The 17,511-nt window shown below is 67.8% G+C and carries 15 protein-coding genes; 3 read left to right on the top strand and 12 right to left on the bottom strand.

Annotated elements, in window-relative coordinates; genetic code table 11:
• Window positions 1-36 precede the first annotated feature (36 nt).
• Complete coding sequence (locus AC3QL3_RS17345) at window positions 37-1,419, bottom strand: L-serine ammonia-lyase (protein WP_492895337.1); 1,383 nt, start codon at window positions 1,417-1,419, stop codon at window positions 37-39.
• Window positions 1,420-1,507: 88 nt separating this feature from the next.
• Between AC3QL3_RS17345 and AC3QL3_RS17340 the strand changes: the two genes are divergently transcribed.
• Window positions 1,508-1,744, top strand: a complete 237-nt coding sequence (locus AC3QL3_RS17340; protein WP_492898969.1) for a glutaredoxin family protein — start codon at window positions 1,508-1,510, stop codon at window positions 1,742-1,744.
• A 51-nt stretch (window positions 1,745-1,795) separates the two neighbouring features.
• On the opposite strand, the gene AC3QL3_RS17335 is transcribed toward AC3QL3_RS17340, so the two are convergent.
• Window positions 1,796-6,676 carry a proprotein convertase P-domain-containing protein gene (locus AC3QL3_RS17335; protein ID WP_492895336.1) on the bottom strand — a complete coding sequence of 1,627 codons (4,881 nt, stop codon included), beginning with the start codon at window positions 6,674-6,676 and terminating at the stop codon, window positions 1,796-1,798.
• A 270-nt stretch (window positions 6,677-6,946) separates the two neighbouring features.
• On the opposite strand from AC3QL3_RS17335, the gene AC3QL3_RS17330 reads away from it, so the two are divergent.
• A complete protein-coding gene (locus tag AC3QL3_RS17330) occupies window positions 6,947-7,384 on the top strand; it encodes a hypothetical protein (protein ID WP_492895335.1) in 438 nt (145 codons plus the stop codon).
• 96 nt (window positions 7,385-7,480) lie between these two features.
• Here the strand turns inward: AC3QL3_RS17330 and AC3QL3_RS17325 are convergent, their stop codons facing one another.
• The 3 genes from AC3QL3_RS17325 to AC3QL3_RS17315 form a co-directional block, all read right to left on the bottom strand.
• A complete protein-coding gene (locus tag AC3QL3_RS17325; protein WP_492895334.1) occupies window positions 7,481-8,875 on the bottom strand; it encodes a phage tail tip lysozyme in 1,395 nt (464 codons plus the stop codon).
• Window positions 8,876-9,005: 130 nt separating this feature from the next.
• Entirely contained in the window at window positions 9,006-10,598 is a 1,593-nt protein-coding gene (locus AC3QL3_RS17320) for an APC family permease (protein WP_492895333.1), read from the bottom strand.
• An 87-nt stretch (window positions 10,599-10,685) separates the two neighbouring features.
• Window positions 10,686-11,246: a TetR/AcrR family transcriptional regulator gene (locus AC3QL3_RS17315; RefSeq protein WP_492895332.1), complete on the bottom strand. Its 561-nt coding sequence runs from the start codon at window positions 11,244-11,246 to the stop codon at window positions 10,686-10,688.
• A 76-nt stretch (window positions 11,247-11,322) separates the two neighbouring features.
• Here AC3QL3_RS17315 and AC3QL3_RS17310 point away from each other — a divergent pair, with 76 nt between their 5' ends.
• Window positions 11,323-11,625 (top strand): hypothetical protein, encoded by a 303-nt coding sequence (locus tag AC3QL3_RS17310; RefSeq protein WP_492895331.1) that lies wholly within the window; start codon window positions 11,323-11,325, stop codon window positions 11,623-11,625.
• A gap of 65 nt (window positions 11,626-11,690) precedes the next feature.
• Here AC3QL3_RS17310 and AC3QL3_RS17305 read toward each other — a convergent pair whose 3' ends face one another.
• The 7 genes from AC3QL3_RS17305 to AC3QL3_RS17275 form a co-directional block, all read right to left on the bottom strand.
• A complete protein-coding gene (locus AC3QL3_RS17305) occupies window positions 11,691-12,122 on the bottom strand; it encodes a DUF2501 domain-containing protein (protein ID WP_492895330.1) in 432 nt (143 codons plus the stop codon).
• 166 nt (window positions 12,123-12,288) lie between these two features.
• Window positions 12,289-12,543: a hypothetical protein gene (locus AC3QL3_RS17300; RefSeq protein ID WP_492895329.1), complete on the bottom strand. Its 255-nt coding sequence runs from the start codon at window positions 12,541-12,543 to the stop codon at window positions 12,289-12,291.
• Window positions 12,544-12,692: 149 nt separating this feature from the next.
• Entirely contained in the window at window positions 12,693-14,063 is a 1,371-nt protein-coding gene (locus AC3QL3_RS17295) for a DUF697 domain-containing protein (RefSeq protein WP_492895328.1), read from the bottom strand.
• Window positions 14,064-14,070: 7 nt separating this feature from the next.
• Window positions 14,071-14,616, bottom strand: coding sequence for a YceI family protein (locus tag AC3QL3_RS17290; RefSeq protein WP_492895327.1), 546 nt, complete (start codon window positions 14,614-14,616; stop codon window positions 14,071-14,073).
• A 19-nt stretch (window positions 14,617-14,635) separates the two neighbouring features.
• On the bottom strand, window positions 14,636-15,208 hold the full coding sequence (locus tag AC3QL3_RS17285) for a cytochrome b (RefSeq protein WP_492895326.1): 573 nt from the start codon (window positions 15,206-15,208) through the stop codon (window positions 14,636-14,638).
• Window positions 15,192-15,818 carry a YceI family protein gene (locus AC3QL3_RS17280; RefSeq protein WP_492895325.1) on the bottom strand — a complete coding sequence of 209 codons (627 nt, stop codon included), beginning with the start codon at window positions 15,816-15,818 and terminating at the stop codon, window positions 15,192-15,194. The genes AC3QL3_RS17285 and AC3QL3_RS17280 overlap by 17 nt, the downstream gene beginning before the upstream one ends.
• A 133-nt stretch (window positions 15,819-15,951) precedes the next feature.
• Window positions 15,952-17,445 carry a GTPase gene (locus tag AC3QL3_RS17275; protein ID WP_492895324.1) on the bottom strand — a complete coding sequence of 498 codons (1,494 nt, stop codon included), beginning with the start codon at window positions 17,443-17,445 and terminating at the stop codon, window positions 15,952-15,954.
• Between the last annotated feature and the right edge of the window lie 66 nt (window positions 17,446-17,511).

Here is a 17,511-nt window from a genome sequence, read left to right as displayed (position 1 = left end):
CCGTATTCGCATGCATTTAGCGCAAGTCCGAGCGGGTCAGCACTCGATCACGTTCACCGCGAGGCCGCCGCGACTGGTTTCCTTGTACTTGTCTTTCATGTCGCGGCCGGTCTCGCGCATGGTCTTGATCACCTTGTCGAGCGAAACGCGGTGCTTGCCGTCGCTGCGCATCGCCATGCGCTGCGCATTGATCGCCTTGACCGAACCCATCGCGTTGCGTTCGATGCACGGAATCTGCACCAGGCCGCCGATCGGATCGCAGGTCAGGCCGAGGTTGTGTTCCATGCCGATCTCGGCCGCGTTCTCGACCTGGAAGATGCTGCCGCCGAGCGCCGCGGCGAGGCCGCCGGCAGCCATCGAGCAGGCCACGCCGACTTCGCCTTGGCAGCCGACTTCGGCGCCGGAGATCGAGGCGTTCTCCTTGTACAGGATGCCGATCGCGCCCGCAGTGAGCAGGAATTCGATCACGCCGTCCTCGTTCGCCTTCGGACAGAAGCGCTCGTAGTAGTGCAGTACCGCCGGCACGATGCCGGCAGCGCCGTTGGTCGGCGCGGTCACGACGCGGCCGCCGGCGGCGTTCTCTTCGTTCACCGCGAGCGCATACAGATTGACCCAATCGAGGATCGTCAGCGGATCGCGTAGAGATGCCTCCGGCCGCTCGCGCAGATCGCGCGCCATCGCCGGTGCGCGGCGCTGCACGTGCAGCCCGCCGGGCAAGGTGCCGGTTTCGCGGATGCCGCGCGCGACGCAGTCCTGCATCGCTTTCCAGATCGCCATCAAGCCGCTGCGGATCTCCGCCTCGCTGCGCCAGCAGCGCTCGTTGTCGAGCATGACTTGCGCGATGGACTTGCCGCTGCGCTCGCAGATGTCCAGCAGCTCGTCGCCGGAATGGAATGGGTGCGGCAGCGGCGTGGTGTCGGCGACGATGCGATCGTCGGCGGCCTCGTCGGTGTTGACGACGAAGCCGCCGCCGACCGAGTAGTAATCGCGCGTTGCGATCAGCTCGCCGTCAGCGGTGTAGGCGGCGAAGCGCATGCCGTTGGAGTGGTAGGGCAGGCGCTGACGCTTGTTGAAGATCAGATCCTTCTTCTCGTCGAACGCGATCTCGCGAGTGCCGAGCAGACGGATCTTCTTTTCGTTGCGGATGCGCTTGAGCGTGGCCGGAATCGTGTCCGGATCGATGCGGTCGGGATGCGCGCCTTCGAAACCGCACAACACCGCCTTGTCGGTACCGTGGCCGCGCCCGGTCAGCGCGAGCGAGCCGAACAGCTCGCACTGCACGCGCGCGACGCGCTCGAGCGCGCCCGCCTCGGCCAGCCAGCGTTCGCAAAAGCGCGCTGCCGCGCGCATCGGCCCGACGGTGTGCGAAGAGGAAGGTCCGATGCCGATCTTGAACAGGTCGAAAACGCTGACAGCCATGAATGCCTCGATTGCCGGATGCAGCGGCGCGTCGGCGCCGCCGCAAGAAAGGTGCGGCTATTCTACGGTTTTGCCAGAGGCCGCCCGCGTGGACCTGATTCTTTTTCAGCGCGACGACTGTCCATTGTGCGATCAGGCGCTGGCGGTGCTGGCGGCCGCGCGCGCGCCGGATTTCCAGACGCGCTGGATCGACGAAGAAGCGGAACTGGAAGCGCGCTACGGCGCGCGCGTACCGGTGCTGCGCGAGGAGCGCGGTGGCCGCGAGCTGGATTGGCCGTTCGACGCCGCCGCCGTGCGAGCGTTCCTCGACGCGGCGGCGGACTGAGCCTATGTCGCGCTCCGGTTCCCGCGGCGGGCGGGAACCGGAGCGCCGTCTTCAGCGTCGCATCGAGGCCGCGCGACGCCAGCCGGCGAAGGCGATTGTGCAGACGAGCAGCAGCAGCGCGGGCAAGCCCGGTCCCGGCACCGGTGTCGGCGTGTCGCCGCCCGGCGTCGCGCTGACCGTGGTGGTGTCGCTGGCGCTGTTATTGGCCGGGTTCGGATCGGTGGTGCCGGCGGGTGCCGCGACCTGTGCCGTATTGCTGACGACGGTGCCGGCGGCGACGCCGGCGCCGATCGTGCACGTTGCGCTGAACGTGGCGCTGGCGCCGACCGGCAGGTCCACGCTTGCGGCGATGTCGCCGCTGCCGCCGGCCGGACAGCTGCCGCCGCCGCTGCCGGCGCACGTCCAGCTCGGTGTCGTGCAGGCGGCCGGGAAGACGTCGCTGACGCTGGCGCCCGTCACCGCGCTCGGACCGGCATTCGCGACCACGATCGTGTAAGTCGAGCTGGCGCCTGCGGCGATCGTCGCGACGCCGTCGGTCTTGCTGACCGACAGATCCGCCGACGCGCCGACGACCAGCACGGTGGCATCGTTCGCGCCCGGTGTGCCGGGATCGTCGGTGACTCCGCTGGCTTCGTTGCTGCCGTTGCCGTCGGCGTCGTAGGCGATCTGGCCTTGGTTGGCGATCGCGCCGCTGGCGCTGGCCGCGATCGTGGCGTCGATCGTGATCGTCACGCTGCCGCCGGCCGCGATCGCGCCGTTCCAGCTCACCGTGTTGGTGCCGAGGTTCGCCGCGGCCGCGCCGCTGCTGGCAGTGGCCGAAACCAAGCTCAGCGAGGCGGGCAGCACGTCGGTGAACTCGTCGCCGGGATTGTCGGCTTGCGCGCCGCCCGCGTTCGTCAACACGATCGCGTACGTGACGCTGCCGCCGGGTTGGAACGAGCCGGTCACGGTCTTGGTCGCGCTGATGCGCCCCGGCACGATCAGCGTATCGGTGTCGGTCGCGCTGTTGTTGGCCGGATTGGTGTCGTTCGCGCCGCTCGGTGCCGTGATCGTGGCCGTGTTGACGAGCGTGCCGCTGGCGCTGGCGCTGATCGAGCAGATCGCCGTGTACGTCGCGCTGCCGCCCGGCGGCAGGTTGACCGCATCGCCGATCGCGCCCGTGCCGCTGGCGCCGCAACTGCCGCCGCCGGCACCGCTGCAAGTCCAGGTGCAGGTCAGGGAAGCGGGCAATGCGTCGGCGACTGTCGCGCCGGTGACGGCGCTGGGGCCGGCATTCGCGGCGACGATGGTGTAGGTGGTGGAGCCGCCTGCGGTCGCCGCGCTAACGCCGTCGGTCTTCGTGATCGACAGGTCGACGACGGCACCGCCGACCACGAACGAGGTCGGATCGCTGGCGCCGCCGAGCGCGGGATCGTCGCTCGGACGCGAGGCATCGTTGCTGCCGTTTCCATCGCTGTCGTAGGAGACCAGGCCCTGGTTGCTGAGGGTGCCGCTGGCGGTCGCGGCGATCGTCGCATTGATCGTGATCGTTGCACTGCCACCGATCGGCAATGCGCCGTTCCAGGTCACCGTATTGGTGCCGACATTCGCCACGGCGCTGCCGCTGGTCGCCGTCGCCGAAACCAGGACCAGACCGGCCGGCAGTACATCGGTGAATTCGTCGCCGGGATTGTCGGCCTGCGCGCCGCCGCTGTTGCCGACGACGACGGTGTAGACCACCGCCGTGCCCGGCGTGAACGTGCCGGTCACGCTCTTGCTCGCGCTGAGGTTTGCACCCGCCGCGCCGATCGTGTCGCTGTCGGTGGCCGAGTTATTGGCCGGGGTCGGATCGGTCACGCCGCCCGGTGCACTCACCGTCGCGGTATTGGACAGCGTGCCGCTTGCCGCCAATGCGATCGAGCACGTCGCGGTGTAGGTCGCGCTGCCGCCGGCCGGCAGGTTCGCCGTGTCATTGATGTTTCCGCTGCCCGACGCGGTACAAGTGCCGCCGCCGGCACCGGCGCAGGTCCAGGTGCAGGTCAATGCTGCGGGGAAGGTGTCGGCGACGGTGGCGCCGGTTGCGTTGCTCGGCCCCGCGTTCGAGGCGGTGATCGTGTAGGTGGTCGAACCGCCTGCGGTGACGCCGGCGACGCCGTCGGTCTTGGTGATCGCGAGATCCGCGCTGGGTGCGAGCGTGTCGGTGTCGGTGGCGGAATTGTTCGCCGGGCTCGGATCCGCCGCTGCCGACGACACCGTCGCCGTATTGGACAGCGTTCCGCTCGCCGCGGCGCTGACCGTGCACGAGGCGGTGTGGGTGGTCGAACCGCCGGCCGGCAGATTCACCGTGTCGCTGAGGTTGCCGCTGCCCGACGCGGTACAGGTACCGCCGCCGGCGCCGACGCAGGTCCACGTGCAGGTCAGCGCGGCCGGGAAGGTATCGGCGACGGTGGCACCGACCGCATTGCTCGGGCCGGCATTCGAGGAGGTGATGGTGTAGGTGACGCTGCCGCCAGGAGTCGCCGTCGTCACGCCGTCGGTCTTGGTGATGGCGAGGTCGGCGCTCGCTGTCAGCGTGTCGGTGTCGGTGGCGGAGTTGTTGGCCGGATTGGGGTCGGCGATCGATGAGGACACCGTCGCCGTATTGACCAGCGTTCCGCTCGCCGCAGCGCTGACCGTGCACGACGCGGTGTAGGTGGTCGAACCGCCGGCGGGCAGATTCACCGTGTCGTTGATGTTGCCGCTGCCCGACGCGGTGCAGGTGCCGCCGCCGGCACCGACGCAGGTCCACGTGCAGGTCAGCGCGGCCGGGAATGTGTCGGCGACGGTCGCACCGGTCGCGTTGTCGGTGCCGGCGTTGGAGGCGGTGATCGTGTAGGTGACGCTGCCGCCCGGTGTCGCGTCCGTCACGCCGTCGGTCTTGGTGATCGACAGGTCCGCGCTGGCGGCGCGGCAGGCGCTGACGCTGACGTCGTCGATGGCGACACCGGCGCGCTGTACGGTGGCGTCGCTGTAGTGGTTCACCGCGAACTCGACGTTCTGGCCGGCGAGCGCATCGGCGCGCTCGACCCGGTGACCCCAGCCCGACGCCTCCTGGATCGTGACGACCGGATTGCCGACGTTGTCGACCATGTCGGCGCCCAGATGCTGGAACAATCGCACCGCATTGGTCGGTGCGCCGACTTGGCGCAGGTCGACCGAGAAACCGTCGAACTGAGCCGACTCGACCTGGTATTTCTGCGCCCAGCGCACCACGATCGGAGGCGACAGGCCGGTCAGGTCGATGTTGGGCGACAACAGCTCCTGCGTGGCGTTCGCCTCGTAAGTGCCGTCGAGATCGGTCTTCCAGCAGTTCGAGCCGCTGGCGCAGTCGGCGATCGGCGCGAACGTCGGCAGGCCGAGTTCCCATTCGTCGGCCGTGCCGGAATGGGTGAAGCCGGCGGCGCCCGACTCGAAGTCGGTCGACAGCACCGTGGTCTGCACGAAACCGGGTGCGCAGTCCGGCGGCGGTGGCGGCTCGCACACGCGCAAGCTCCAATTGTTGAGTGAGCCGCCGTCGCCGGTGGCGTCGTCGCGCAAGGTCAGGGTCCAGGTACCGCCGGCGTCCTGGCCGTCGAACCAGGACAGGCGATAGTTGAGCTCGGGCGCGAGACGCAATCCTTGCGTGACAGTGAACAGACTCGGCACCGCACCTTCGTCGTCGAAGATCGCGTCCATCGTCGTCTGTGCGCCGACGGTGACCGAACCGATGTCGCTGAACAGCCCGACCATATTGCCGCCCGGTGCGGTCAGCTGCACGTCGAGGTCGGCCATGAAGTTGTGCGTGATGTTGACCGCGACGTCGAGATCCTCGATGCGCGGATTGCCCGGTATGGTCACGGTCGAGGTCACGATGCCGGGACCGCCGGGAATCGTGACCGGTACGTTGGTCGAGGTGTATGTAGTGCAGTTCGCTCCTTCGACCGCTTGCGGAAACACCGTGACGCTGAGGTGATAGGTGCCGAAGGTGGTACCGCCGGTCGGCGTGCCGACGAACACGCCGTAGGTGCCGGCGTCCTTGACCGAGAGGAAGAACGCCTCCGAGTCGGGCGTCGCGGCGCCGGCATCGTTGACGACCAACACCAGCGGCGGCGTGCCGAATGCGCCGAGACCGACCTGCGCGTTCCATTCGACGGTGTCGCGCTCGGGATCGAGGTCGACGCTGACGAACACGGTGTCGCCGGCATTGAGGTTCAGTGCGTAGAAGTCCGGATCGGCAGCGGAGGAGGTGTTGCCCGAGACCCAGTTTCCGGCCGGCATCGCCTGGCCGGGGAAGGTGTCGTTCGGTTCCGCCTCGGCCGTCGGCGTGCCGCTGCGCAGCTGGAAGAACAAGCGGTACGGCCGCAATTGCGTCGCGGCGGAGGCGTGACGCACGCGCAGGTAATAGGTGCCGGCCGCCGGCAGCGTGGCGCCGGCGATCGAGGAGGAGGTCGCGCCGAACGAACCGTCGTCGGCGTCGGTTTCGATGACGGTGGTGCCGTCCGAGTCGATCAGGTCGAGCACGGAATCGACGCTCGCGTTCGAACTCAGGCTGGTCATCGTCGCCGCGTAGACGCGGTCGCCGGCGGCGGCGGTGAAGGACCAGTAGTCGACGTCACCGGCGCCGAAGATGTTGCCTTCGCGTGCGCTCGATGGACCGCCGAGCGGTGTCGCCGTGGCCGGCGTGTCGTTGGGCTCGATCTCGCCCGGATATTGATTCGAGGTGGCGGCGGTCAGTGTGGCCGCGCGCGTGATTCGCGGTGAGCCGGGACCGGTCTTGCCGGGCAGCGGCGCAATGCCTTTCGGATCGACCGGCGCGTCGAGCGCGCGTTCGTAGCGTGGCGGTGCGGGCGATGCGGCTCCGGCGATGCCGGCGAGAGTGGAGATCAAGAATGCGGCGGCCACCAGGCTGCCGCGCATACCGGTCGCGAGTCTCATAAGTTTTCCCCTGTTCCCCAGACGACGCGGTCGGACGAGCCGGCCGCAACGAGAGTGGTGCGCCGCCCCGCGCCCTCCCTTTGTGCACTATGTCACATTTTTCTGGCGCGCGCGCGGGGCTGCTGCGAGATTCGCCGCCGCGTCCGCGCATCGTCCGAACACCTGCGGATTGCGCCGGTATGGCGCGCTTTCGTCCGTTCGACTTGAAGCGGCCGGCGTGGCGCGGTACATAGGACTACCGCGTCATCGCACCTCGCAGCGAGCACGCCCATGCGTATCGCACTGACTTCCCTGATCCTGAGTGCCAGCCTCATGACCGCTACCCAAGCTCAAGAAGCCCCGCGCACGCCGGCCACCACCTCGGCCGAAGGGCGCGCGATCCTGCAACCGGCCTTGATCAAGCTCGCCGCCGATCTCGGCAAACCGGCCCAACTCGACGTCAAAAGCCTGCGTGTGGCGGGCGAATGGGCCTTCCTGTACGCCTCGATCCAGAGCGCAGGCGGCCAGCCGATCGACTACCAAGGCACGCCGTACGCCGAAGCAGCCGCGGCCGGCATGAAGTCGCGCACCTACGCGGGTCTCTTGCGCGGCAGCGGCGAGCAATGGAGCCTGGTCGCGAGCGCGGTCGGGCCGACCGACGTCGCCTGGTCCGATTGGAGTCGCCAGTACACGGCACCGGCGGCGATCTTCGAGATCCCCAACGACTGAGCATTCCACACGGCGGCAGCGACGCTGCCGCCGTGCGCACAAACGAAAACGCCCCGGCAGGCTTGCGCCATACCGGGGCGTCGTCGTCTCGGAACTTTACGGCGGTGACAGGTAGTAGGTGTTGCCGTACGGATTGCCGTGGGTGACGCGCTGCGAACCGTCCGGGTTGCGGTTGTTCGAGCCGATCAGCGTGATCTTGCCGCCGTCGTTGCTGGAGACCAGTTCGGTGTGCGCGCCGCCGTTGACGATGGCGACGTCGCCCGGCTTGGCATGGGCCGCATCGACCACCTTCCAGCCCTGCGCCTTGAGGCGGTTGGCCATGTCGATGACGCCATCGCTGTGCCAGTTGATCAGGCCGGCCTTCTGCAGGCAGGCGGTGACGAAGTTGGCGCAGCAAACGTCGTTCGGCACGTTCGGGTTCATCGGCAGTTCGCCGCTCTTCTTCAGCTCGGACGCGTTGCGCTCGAGGAACTGATTGGCGATCGCGGCCGGGTTGTTGCCGGTCGGCGTCACGCCCGGGCTCGGCGTGGTGCCTTGCGTACCGCCCGAACGGGTAGCGCCGTTGCCGCCGCCCGGAATCTTGATGACCTGGTCGGGGAAGATCAGATCGGGATTCTTGATTTGCGGATTCGCCGCGATCAGCGAAGACAGCGACACGCCCTTGGCGCGCGCGATGTCCCACAGCGTGTCGCCCTTCACCACCGTGTAGTTGCCGCCGGCCGCGTTCGGCGTCGTCGACGGCGTGCTCGGCTGCGTGCCGGGCTGCGGCGTAGTGCTGCCGGGGCTGGTCTGCGTCGGCGAGGCGTTGCGGAAGATCGCCTCGGCATTGTTGATGCGATTCTGCAGATGCGGAACGCCGGGGCGCTCGTACTTCTCGCAGAAGATGCGCGCCGCGTCGGTCGGGTTGGTCGCGCCCTTCAGCGCGTTGCCGGCGCCGCGTTCGGTCGTGGTCAGCTCGTGCTGGATGAACTCCAGCTGCTCGCGGAACGTCGACTGATGAATGTCCTTGCCGGCCCAAGCCTTGAACGCGCCTTGGCGCGGACCTTCCCACTGCGCCAGGCCGTAGCCCGGGCCGCCGCCGTCCTGGCCGCGATTGGGATCGACGCCGCTCTCTGCTTGCAGGTTGCCGACGATGCCGGCGGCCTGCGCGCGCGTCCAACCCTGACTTTCGAAGAAGCCCATCGCTTCGTTGATGCGGCCCTGCTGCGAATTGGGCGTGGCGCCCGCAACGCCGCTCGGGCCTTGCGCGTTGGCCGCGCCGTTGGACGCGGTCGAATGGCCGTTGCCGCCGCCCGGAATCGTCAGCGACTGATTCTCGTAGATGACGTCCGGATTGTTGATGCGCGGATTGGCCGCGAGCAGATCCTGCACCGAGACGCCGTGCTCGGAGGCGATCTTCGACAGCGTGTCGCCGCGCTGGATGCGGTATTCGTTGCCGCCGGCAGGACTGCTCAGCGTATTGGTGTTGTTGGAGACGGGACCGACGGACATGGCGAGCCTCGAAGGAAGTGGGCCTGGCATCTGCCAGTTGACCATCTCTCCAACGACCTGCCCATCCGTGCCTGCCCCAGCTAGGGAAAACCCTAGTTCGCGCTGCGGCGGTGTTTTCCCACCGCTTCGCTCATCTCGGCATGGCGCTTTGTTCGGCCATTTCGATCGCCGGCGTGCGCCAGCCCGAGCGCATGCCCCAGGCATAGAACGCCGCACCGACGGCGGCGACGACGAGCAGATCCCAACCGAACGACATCCAGCCGTGTCCGCCGAATTCGGTGCTGCCGATGTAAGACAGCGCGGCGATGCTCGGCAGATAGGCGATCAGCCACCAGGCGCCTTGCAGCTGGCGCCGGAAGTCGGGCCAACCGGCGCGTGCCTGGTAGTAGAAGTAGATCGGCAACGCCAGCACGACCAAGAGGATGATCTCGCCGGTCAGCGGCCACTTCGCCCAGTACAAAAGTTCGGTCGAGAAGACGAAGGCGAGCGGCGCGATCAAGGCCAAGCTGCGCAGGCGGAATGGCCGGTGCATCGTCGGCGCGGTGCGGCGGAGCGTCACTACGCTGATCGGGCCGGTCAGGTAGGAAATGATCGTCGCCACCGAGATCACCGCAGCCAGCGTTGCCCAACCGCGGAAGAAGAACAGGAACAGGAACGACACCGCGAGATTGAGCCACATCGCCGGACGCGGCACGCCGTAGATCGGATGGATGCGGCCGAGAATCTTCGGCAGGGTGCCGTTGCGTTCCATGCCGAAGATCATGCGCGCGGTCGTCGCGGTGTAGGTGATGCCGGTACCGCTCGGGCTGACGAAGGCATCCGCGTAGAGCAGCAGCGCCAACCAGTTCAGATTGATCGCGAGCGCGAGCTGGGCGAAGGGGGAGCTGTAGGAAAGCCCGGCCCAGCCGTGCTCGGCGATCGCCGCCGGATTCACCGCGCCGAGGAAGCCGATCTGCAGCAGCACGTAGACGACGGTCGCCAACGCGATCGAACCGAGCACGCCGAACGGCACGCTGCGGCCGGGATCGCGTGCCTCGCCGGCGAGGTTCACCGGACTCTGGAAGCCGTTGAAGCTGAAGACGATGCCACTGACCGCGACCGCGGTCAGGATCGCCGACAGGCTGATCGCGTGGGCGCCGCCGTGCGCGCCGACCTGGAAATTCTCCGGATGGAATTCCGTCGCGATCAGCGCGATCGCGGTAGCCGCCGGCACCACCAGCTTGAACAGCGTGATCAAGCTGTTGGTCTTGGCGAACAGCTTCACGCTCCAGTAGTTGATCAGAAAATACACGACCACCAGCACCGCCGCGATCGCCAATCCCGGCAGGGTCAGTTCGTGATTGACGAACAAGCCTTGCGCCCACGCCCACGGCCACGAAGCCATGTACTGCACCGAAGCTTCCGCCTCGACCGGAATCACCGAGACGATCGCGATCCAGTTCGCCCAGGCCGCGATGAAGCCGACCAAGGAGCCGTGCGAGTAATGGCCGTAGCGCACCATGCCGCCGGATTCGGGAAACATCGCGCCGAGTTCGGCGTAGGTCAGTGCGATCGTGGTGATCACCGCAGCGCCGATCAGCCAGGCCCAGATCGCGCCGGGGCCGGCGAGCTGCGCCGCGTGCCAGGCGCCGAACAGCCAGCCCGAACCGATGATCGAACCGAGGCCGGTCAGCATCAGCGCCCACGGGCCGACGTCGCGGCGGATCGCGTAATGGTCGGACATGCGCACGGCTCCTGACGATGAGAAAACACGCCATGGTGGCAGGTCGAGTCGTGCTTGTCAGGCGCCGCGATGCGACGGGCGAAAGCCTCAGCCGCGGCCGGCGCGATCGGCGAGTTCGAGCAGTTCGGCCGCGAGGCGGTCGCGCTCGGCGGGGGTCAGGGCGGAGATTTCGAAGATGTCGCTGAAATAGAGGCCGTCGATCGCGAGGCTGACGATCGCAGCGAGCGGAAAATTCTCGCCGAGCGCGCGCAGACGTGCGAAGTGCTCGCCCACTTCACGCCGCGGCCGCTCCAGCAGGCTGGGGAAATTCGCCGCCGCCGCCAGGAACGAACGCGAGACGGCGGGGGAGTGCAGGTCCTTGCCGCTCGTCTGCAGAGTCGCTTCGATGAACGCACGCAAGTAGGTCGCCGGCGTGCCGCCGAGTTCGGCATGGACGGCGACGACGCGCGCCGCTTCCTCGTCCATGTGGTGATCGACCATGCCTTTGAGCAGCGCTTCCTTGTTGGCGAAGTGATAGAGCAAGCCGCCCTTGCTGACGCCGGCGGCAGCGGCGACCGCCTCCAAGGTCAGATTGCCCGCTCCGATCTCGACCACGACTTGCTCGGCGGCTTTGAGAATGCGTTCGCGGGCGCTCGGCTTGGCGGGCATGCGGTGACCGGTTGACGAGAAAAATAGAAGTATATACTGTACCGTCCGGACGGTATACACAACGATAACGACGCTCATGAACGCTCCCACTCTTTTGCGCCTGCTCCCGCCCATCGCTCCGCCGCCGGTCCTGCCGGTCGAGCGCGGCAATGCCTTCACCGCCTTGATCTGGATCGAAGAATTCGTCGCTCTGGCGCAGCGTGCGCTGGCCGCCGAAGACGACGAGCCGGAGCGGCGCGCCTGCGAAGACGAACTGTTGCGACGCGTGCCGTATCTGCGCGCGGCCGGCGTGTTCGAGGTGTTTCAGATCCGCCATCCGGCCTTGCGCGCGATGATCGACGACTGCGCGCCGCCGCCGCGCTTGCGTTCGGTCGCTTGAACGAGCACGCGCCGCATTGCGCGGCGCGATGAGGGTCGGGTGGCGCCGCACGCGCGGCGCTGAGTTCAGAGCAACGACTTGGCGTTGTCGAGCACGCTCGCGCAGGCCTTCTTGGTCAGCTTGTCCTTGAGACCGCCGAGCTGGCCGCCGCCACCGCCGAGGTTTTGCAGATCGACGCTCTTGCCGTCGCCGCCTTTGAGCAATCCCTTGGCGCCGTCGGTGTAGTCGGACTTGTCGCTGTCCTTGGCGTCGTCGCCGCCGACCTTGCCGAGCAATTTGTCCTTCATCGAAGCGGCCGCATCGCCGCCGAGATAGTTGTTCTTCACGCAGTACTCGATGACGCCGGCCGCGTTGCCGGCGCTGCCGGAGGCGAGCGAGGACACGTCCAAGCCGCTGCCCGCGCCCTTCAGCGCGTCCAGGCCTTGCGCTGCCGCGCCGCCGCCGAGCAGCGCGAGACTGCCGCCGAGTATCGTCGAGAACACGAACTGAAATTTCATGGTCGCCGGCCTCCGATCAGGGAAATAGGGGTCGCGCACGGGCGCGCGACCGTCGCACGCTAGCGCGCGAACGGTTGCGCCGGTGTGAAAGCTTTCGTAGCGTTTCGATAAGTAACATCCGGCGCTCGCACCGAGTCCGCTCGACTCGTTGTCGCCGATGCGGCGGTTATTGCGCCGCCGCTGGATCGACCGCCGGCGCACAGGAAATGTCGTCGCTGTTCTTGCCGGCGATGTCGGAGCACAGATACACCTTGCCGGCGCAGGTGGCGTTCCAGGTCGTGCCGACGCTCGTGCCTTTGTAATTGCTGATCCGATTCGCCTCCGGAATGCAGCCGGTGTGGCCGGCGCTGGCCGCTTGCGCCCATTGCTCGACCGTGACGCAGCCCGAGAGCAATGACGCGAGCGCAATCGACGTACTCATCCGAACGATTCGGTTCATGATGCGCAGCCTCCATAGGGAGCGATCGAAGCATGCGCGGCGTCTTGTAAATGCGCGGCGCAGACCGCGCAAAGAATCGGTAAATCGACGTCCGTCACGCGGCGTTGCCGCGGCGGCGCTGATGAGCGCCGCTATCGAGCCGGCGCGCGATCGCGCAAGCGCCGCAAAATTTCCGCACGCGCCTCGCGCAGGATCGAATCGCGGTCGAGGTCTTCGACGATGCCGGCGACGACGCGTTTGGGACCTTGCTCGCCCCAGGATTTGCCGGCGACCAGATACTTTTCCGCGGCACGTCCGACCAGCTCGGTCGCGTACCAAGCCAGTGCGCCTTGCGCGCCGGCGGTGACCACGGTCGACAGGCCGGCGCTGACGCCCTTCAGCGCCGAGGCGACCAGATGCACGCCCCAGATCGCGCCCATCAAGGCCGCCAGTTGCGCGCTGATTACGGCGATCAGCGAGCCGGCTTCGACCTTCGTCAGCGGCAGGCCATAGACCCGACCCAGGTGCATGACCAGGGCCGCGTCGAGCGCGCCGGCGGCGAGCAGGTCGGCGACCGGAATCGGATTCAAGGCAACCGCGACCGCTTTCGCCACGCAGTACTGCCGAATCACCTTGGCGGCGAGTTCTCGCCGCGCGTCGGCGATGCGCGCGCCGACCTGATCGGAAACGCGGCCGGCGAACAGGCTCGCGTTCAACGCGGCCAGCGTCTTGCCTTCGCGTTCTACGATCGCGCCGAGACGCGATCGCAAGGCGTCGAGATCCGGCGCGCGTTCGATGCGCTCGATGTGTTCGGCGCCGTTCGCATCGACACGGACACGCTCGATCGGCGCCGGCTGCGCGGCGGTCGCGACCACGTCTTCTGCGCGCACCAGCCCATGCGCGCGTTCGCGCAAGCGCTCGAGCAGATGTTCGAGTTCGTCCTCGCCGTAGCGGTCGGCCTTGTTCAAGGCGAGCAGCAGCGGGCGCTCGGTGCGCGCGAGCAGTTGCAGCGCATCGCGCTCGCGCTGGGTCATGTCGCCGTCGACCACGAACACGACCAGATCGCTGACGCCGACGACCTCGAACGCGAGCCGCTCACGCGCCTCGCCGTCGAGTTCGTCGATCCCGGGCGTATCGATCAGGTGCACGCCGCTGCCGGCGACCTCGCGCCAGCGGCGCTGGCCGGCCTCGCGCGTGGTGCCGTGCAGTACGCCGACGGTGAACGCGTCCTGGCCGAGCAAGGCATTCGCCAGCGCCGACTTGCCGACGCTGACGCGGCCGAACACGGCGATGTGCAATTCGCCGCGTTCGAGTTTGCCGAGCATCGATTCGAGCCGCGCGAAGTCGGCCGCGAGGCTGCCGCGCACGGCCGCGGGAATCTGCGCGTCTTCGAGCAGCGCGCGCAGGCTCGCCGCAGCCTGCGCGTGATGCGATTCGCCGCGCGGCACCTCGTCTTCCGCTGCGCCCGGCGTGCGCGCGAAGCGTTGCTGCAGGCGCCGCCACAACGCGCGCGGTGTTTCCATTCGCGCCTTACTTGCCGCTCAGCACGAGGTGACCGTGCACCGGCACGTCGGCGCCGACGTCCGACCAATCCTTGCTCGCACCGAGGCCGAAGTCGGCGCGCTTGAGCACGGCGTCGACGTCGAGCGTGGCACCGTCGCCGCTCTCGGCGAACTTGACCTTCAAAGTGACAGGTTGGGTTTTGTCGCGAATGGTCAGCTTGCCCTTCGCTTCGACGCTGCCGTCAGCGCCCTTGGCGAACGACTCGGTGACGAAATGCGCTTTCGGCGTTTTCTTGACGTCGAAGAAATCCTCGCCGTGCAGCGAGTCGTCGCGATCGCCGTTGCCGGTGTCGGCGCTGGCGAGATCGACGTTGACGTCGAACTTCGACTTCGACAAATCCGCCGCGTCGTAGGCGATGGTCGCGTCGAAGCGCTTGAACTTGCCGTCGAAGCCTTCGCCCTGGTAGCTGCCCTTGAAGCTCAGCGTGCTCTTGCCGGCATCGACCTGCCAGTCGCGCGCGAACGCCGACAGCGGCAGCAACAGGGCCACACAGATCATGGAACGCAGCAGCATGGTCTTACTCCTTTGCGAGTCAGGAAACGGGATCGGTGCGACGTCGCCACGGCAGCATGCGCGCCAGCGTTTCGTCGCGGTTGTGAAAGTGGTGGACCAGCGCCGCCGCGGCGTGACCGGCGGCTACCGCGATGAGCACCCAGAACAGCAGCTCGTGCGCGCCTTCGGCGAATTCCTTGATCGCTTCGTTCTTGCCACCGGTCAGGTTCGGCAGCGGAATCAAGTTGAACCAGTACAAAGGACGCAGGCTCGAGGCGGAATCGAACAGCCAGCCCGACAGCGGCACCGCGAAGATCAGCACGTACAGCAAGGCGTGGCCGACTCGCGCACCGAGCGCCTGCCAATGCGGCATGCCCTGGACATCGCGCGGGCGCGGATCGAACACGCGCCAGAGCAGGCGCAGCACGGCCAGCGCGAAGATGGTGATGCCGATCGACTTGTGCAGCGAATAGATCGAAATCGTGTTCGGGCGCTTGGGCAGCTCGACCATGACCAGGCCGATGACCGCTTGGGTCAGGATCAACAAGACGATCGTCCAGTGGAAGAACTTGGCCAGGCTGCCCCAGCGGGTCGCGTCACTTTTCAGCGCCATCTTTCGCTTCCTCGGTAGTGGGCTTGGCGGCATCGCCGTCGCGAATGCCTTCGACTTCGAAACGCAGCGCGATCTCCTCGCCGACGACTTCGGCGTAGCGCTTCATGCCGAACATCGAACGCTGCAAGGTCGCGCTCGCCGAGAAGCCGGCCTTGCGCTTGAACAGGTACGGATCGTTGGCGATCCGATTCAGGGTGAAAGTGAGGTCCAGCGGTCTGACCTCGCCGCGAAACTGGAGTTCGCCGTGGATGATGCCGCTCGTCTCGGTCTTCTTTTCGACGCTGCGGCCGACATAGCGCGCGACCGGCCAGCGTTCGACGTCGAGGAACTGGCCCGAGCGCACGGTCTGGTTCCACTTGTCGTCACCGAGGTCGGCCGAGGCGAGATCGATCGTCACGTCGACTCGGCTCGCGCTCCAGTCGGCCGGGTCGAACGAAAACCAACCGTCCTTCACGCGCAAGCGCCCGAGCGGATGCGAGAAGCCCTGGTGCGAGGCGCTGAACCAGATCTGCGTATGCACCGGATCGAAGCGGTAAGTCTCCGGCGCAGCCGCGACGCTCGCCGACAGAGCGAGGACGAATACAGCGACGATGGCCTGGCAGGCGCGCATGGACGGCAGCTTGGCAAAAACGCTTGGCCTAGGCTAGCGCCGTGGTGTGAACACTGCATTCAGCCGTTGCGTCGGGTCTTCCCGCCACCTCTCCCCAAGCGGGAGAGATGGACGCGCGGCACGGTCATGCGCGTCAACGCTCGCCGCCGCGCTCCCCGCGCGCCGCCTCCCACGCCAGCCGCGCGACGCGCTCGACGCGTTCGCGCGCGGGCTCGGCGAGCAAGGCGCGCACGCGCGTTTCGACGTCGGCGGCATCGAGCGCGGAGCGCTCGGCCAAGGTCGCGGCGAGCGCGTTGCCGAGGCTGTCGAACACCAGGCCGTAGGCGATCGCATGCAGCACGCCGCCGCCGAGCGTGCCCAAGCCCGGGAACGCCTTCAGCGCGTTGCCGGCGATCGCCAGCACGATCGCGGTGGTGTTGCGCACGGTGAGGCCGACCCGCGTCAGCAGCGCCTCGACATCGAGCTCGCGCACCGCGACGCCGTGGATGCGCGCGAGTTCGCGCACCAGGGCGGTGCCGAGCGCGCCTTGGATCAGGATGTCGCTGCCCGGTGCGACCGCGGCCAGCGCGCCGACCACGGCGCGGCGCGTGTACTTGGCGACCGTTTCGGCCGCTTCGCTGGCGGCGACCGCCCGCGCCAGCTCGTCGCCGCGGCGGCCGACTTCGGCCAGCACAGCCGCCTCGCGTGCCGGTTCCAGCGCTGCCGCGCCGAGGCGCGTGAGTTCGGCCAGCGCGTCTTTCAGCGCAGCGATGTCGGGCACGCGCTCGCGTTCGACCTTCTCGCGCCGCCCATCCGCCAAAGTGCGCTCGTAACGCTCGTTGCCGCCGGCGCTGATCGCGACGATCGCGCGCGCCCGCTTCGCGTAACGCTGCTCGAAGCGCTGCAGCAGTGCCGTGCGCTCGCTCTCGGTGTAGAGATCGGCCTTGTTCAAGGCCAGCAGCAGCGGCTTGCCGAAGCCGGCCAGCCAGCCGAGTTCGGTGTCCTGCGCGCGGGTCAGATCCGAGGCGCACAGATAGACCACCGCGTGCGCGCGCAGCGCTTCGTCGCGTGCGAGCTGCTCGTGCAGGCGGCCGTCGACCTCGCCGCTGCCGGGGACGTCGGCGAGCATCAGTTCGCGCCCGTCTGGTAAGCGGCCGCGATGGTGCGCGACCGCACGTGTGGTGCCGCCGCGCACGTCGACATCGGGCAGGGCTTCGGGCGCGAGCGCGCGGATTAGACTCGACTTGCCGGTGGAAATCTCGCCGAACAAGGCGACGTAGACGTCGCCGCCGCTGCGGCGGCGGTCGAGCTCGATCAACTCGGCTTCTAACGCCGCCGTTTCGGCGCGCCGTTCGCGCAACGCGTCGATGCGCGCATCGACCTCGCTCCGTGAGACCGGAATCGCTTTCGGAATGGCGGTCTTCGAGGCTGGCCGCGCCATTCGCCACAGCAGCCAGGCGAGGGCGACGATCGCCAGCGCAATCGCCGCGATCAGCGGCAGCCGCAGCCACACAGGCAGTGCGGCCACGCGCTGATAGAACTCGAGCACATTGTTCAGCGTGGACACCAGAAGTCCGATCAAGACGGCGGCGCCCACCGCGAACGCGGCGAACAGGATCAGGCGGAGTGGTAGGCGCGGTGGCGGCATGGACGAGTCTCGCGAACCCCTGCATTCTAGCCAGCGGCACACGCGCGGCGTCTTGGGCCAGTACGG

It is taken from the genome of Dokdonella sp. GW821-FHT11D02 (assembly GCF_058808595.1).
The sequence above is the reverse complement of the archived record's forward strand: the minus strand, read 5'-3'. Positions and strand labels throughout refer to the sequence as shown.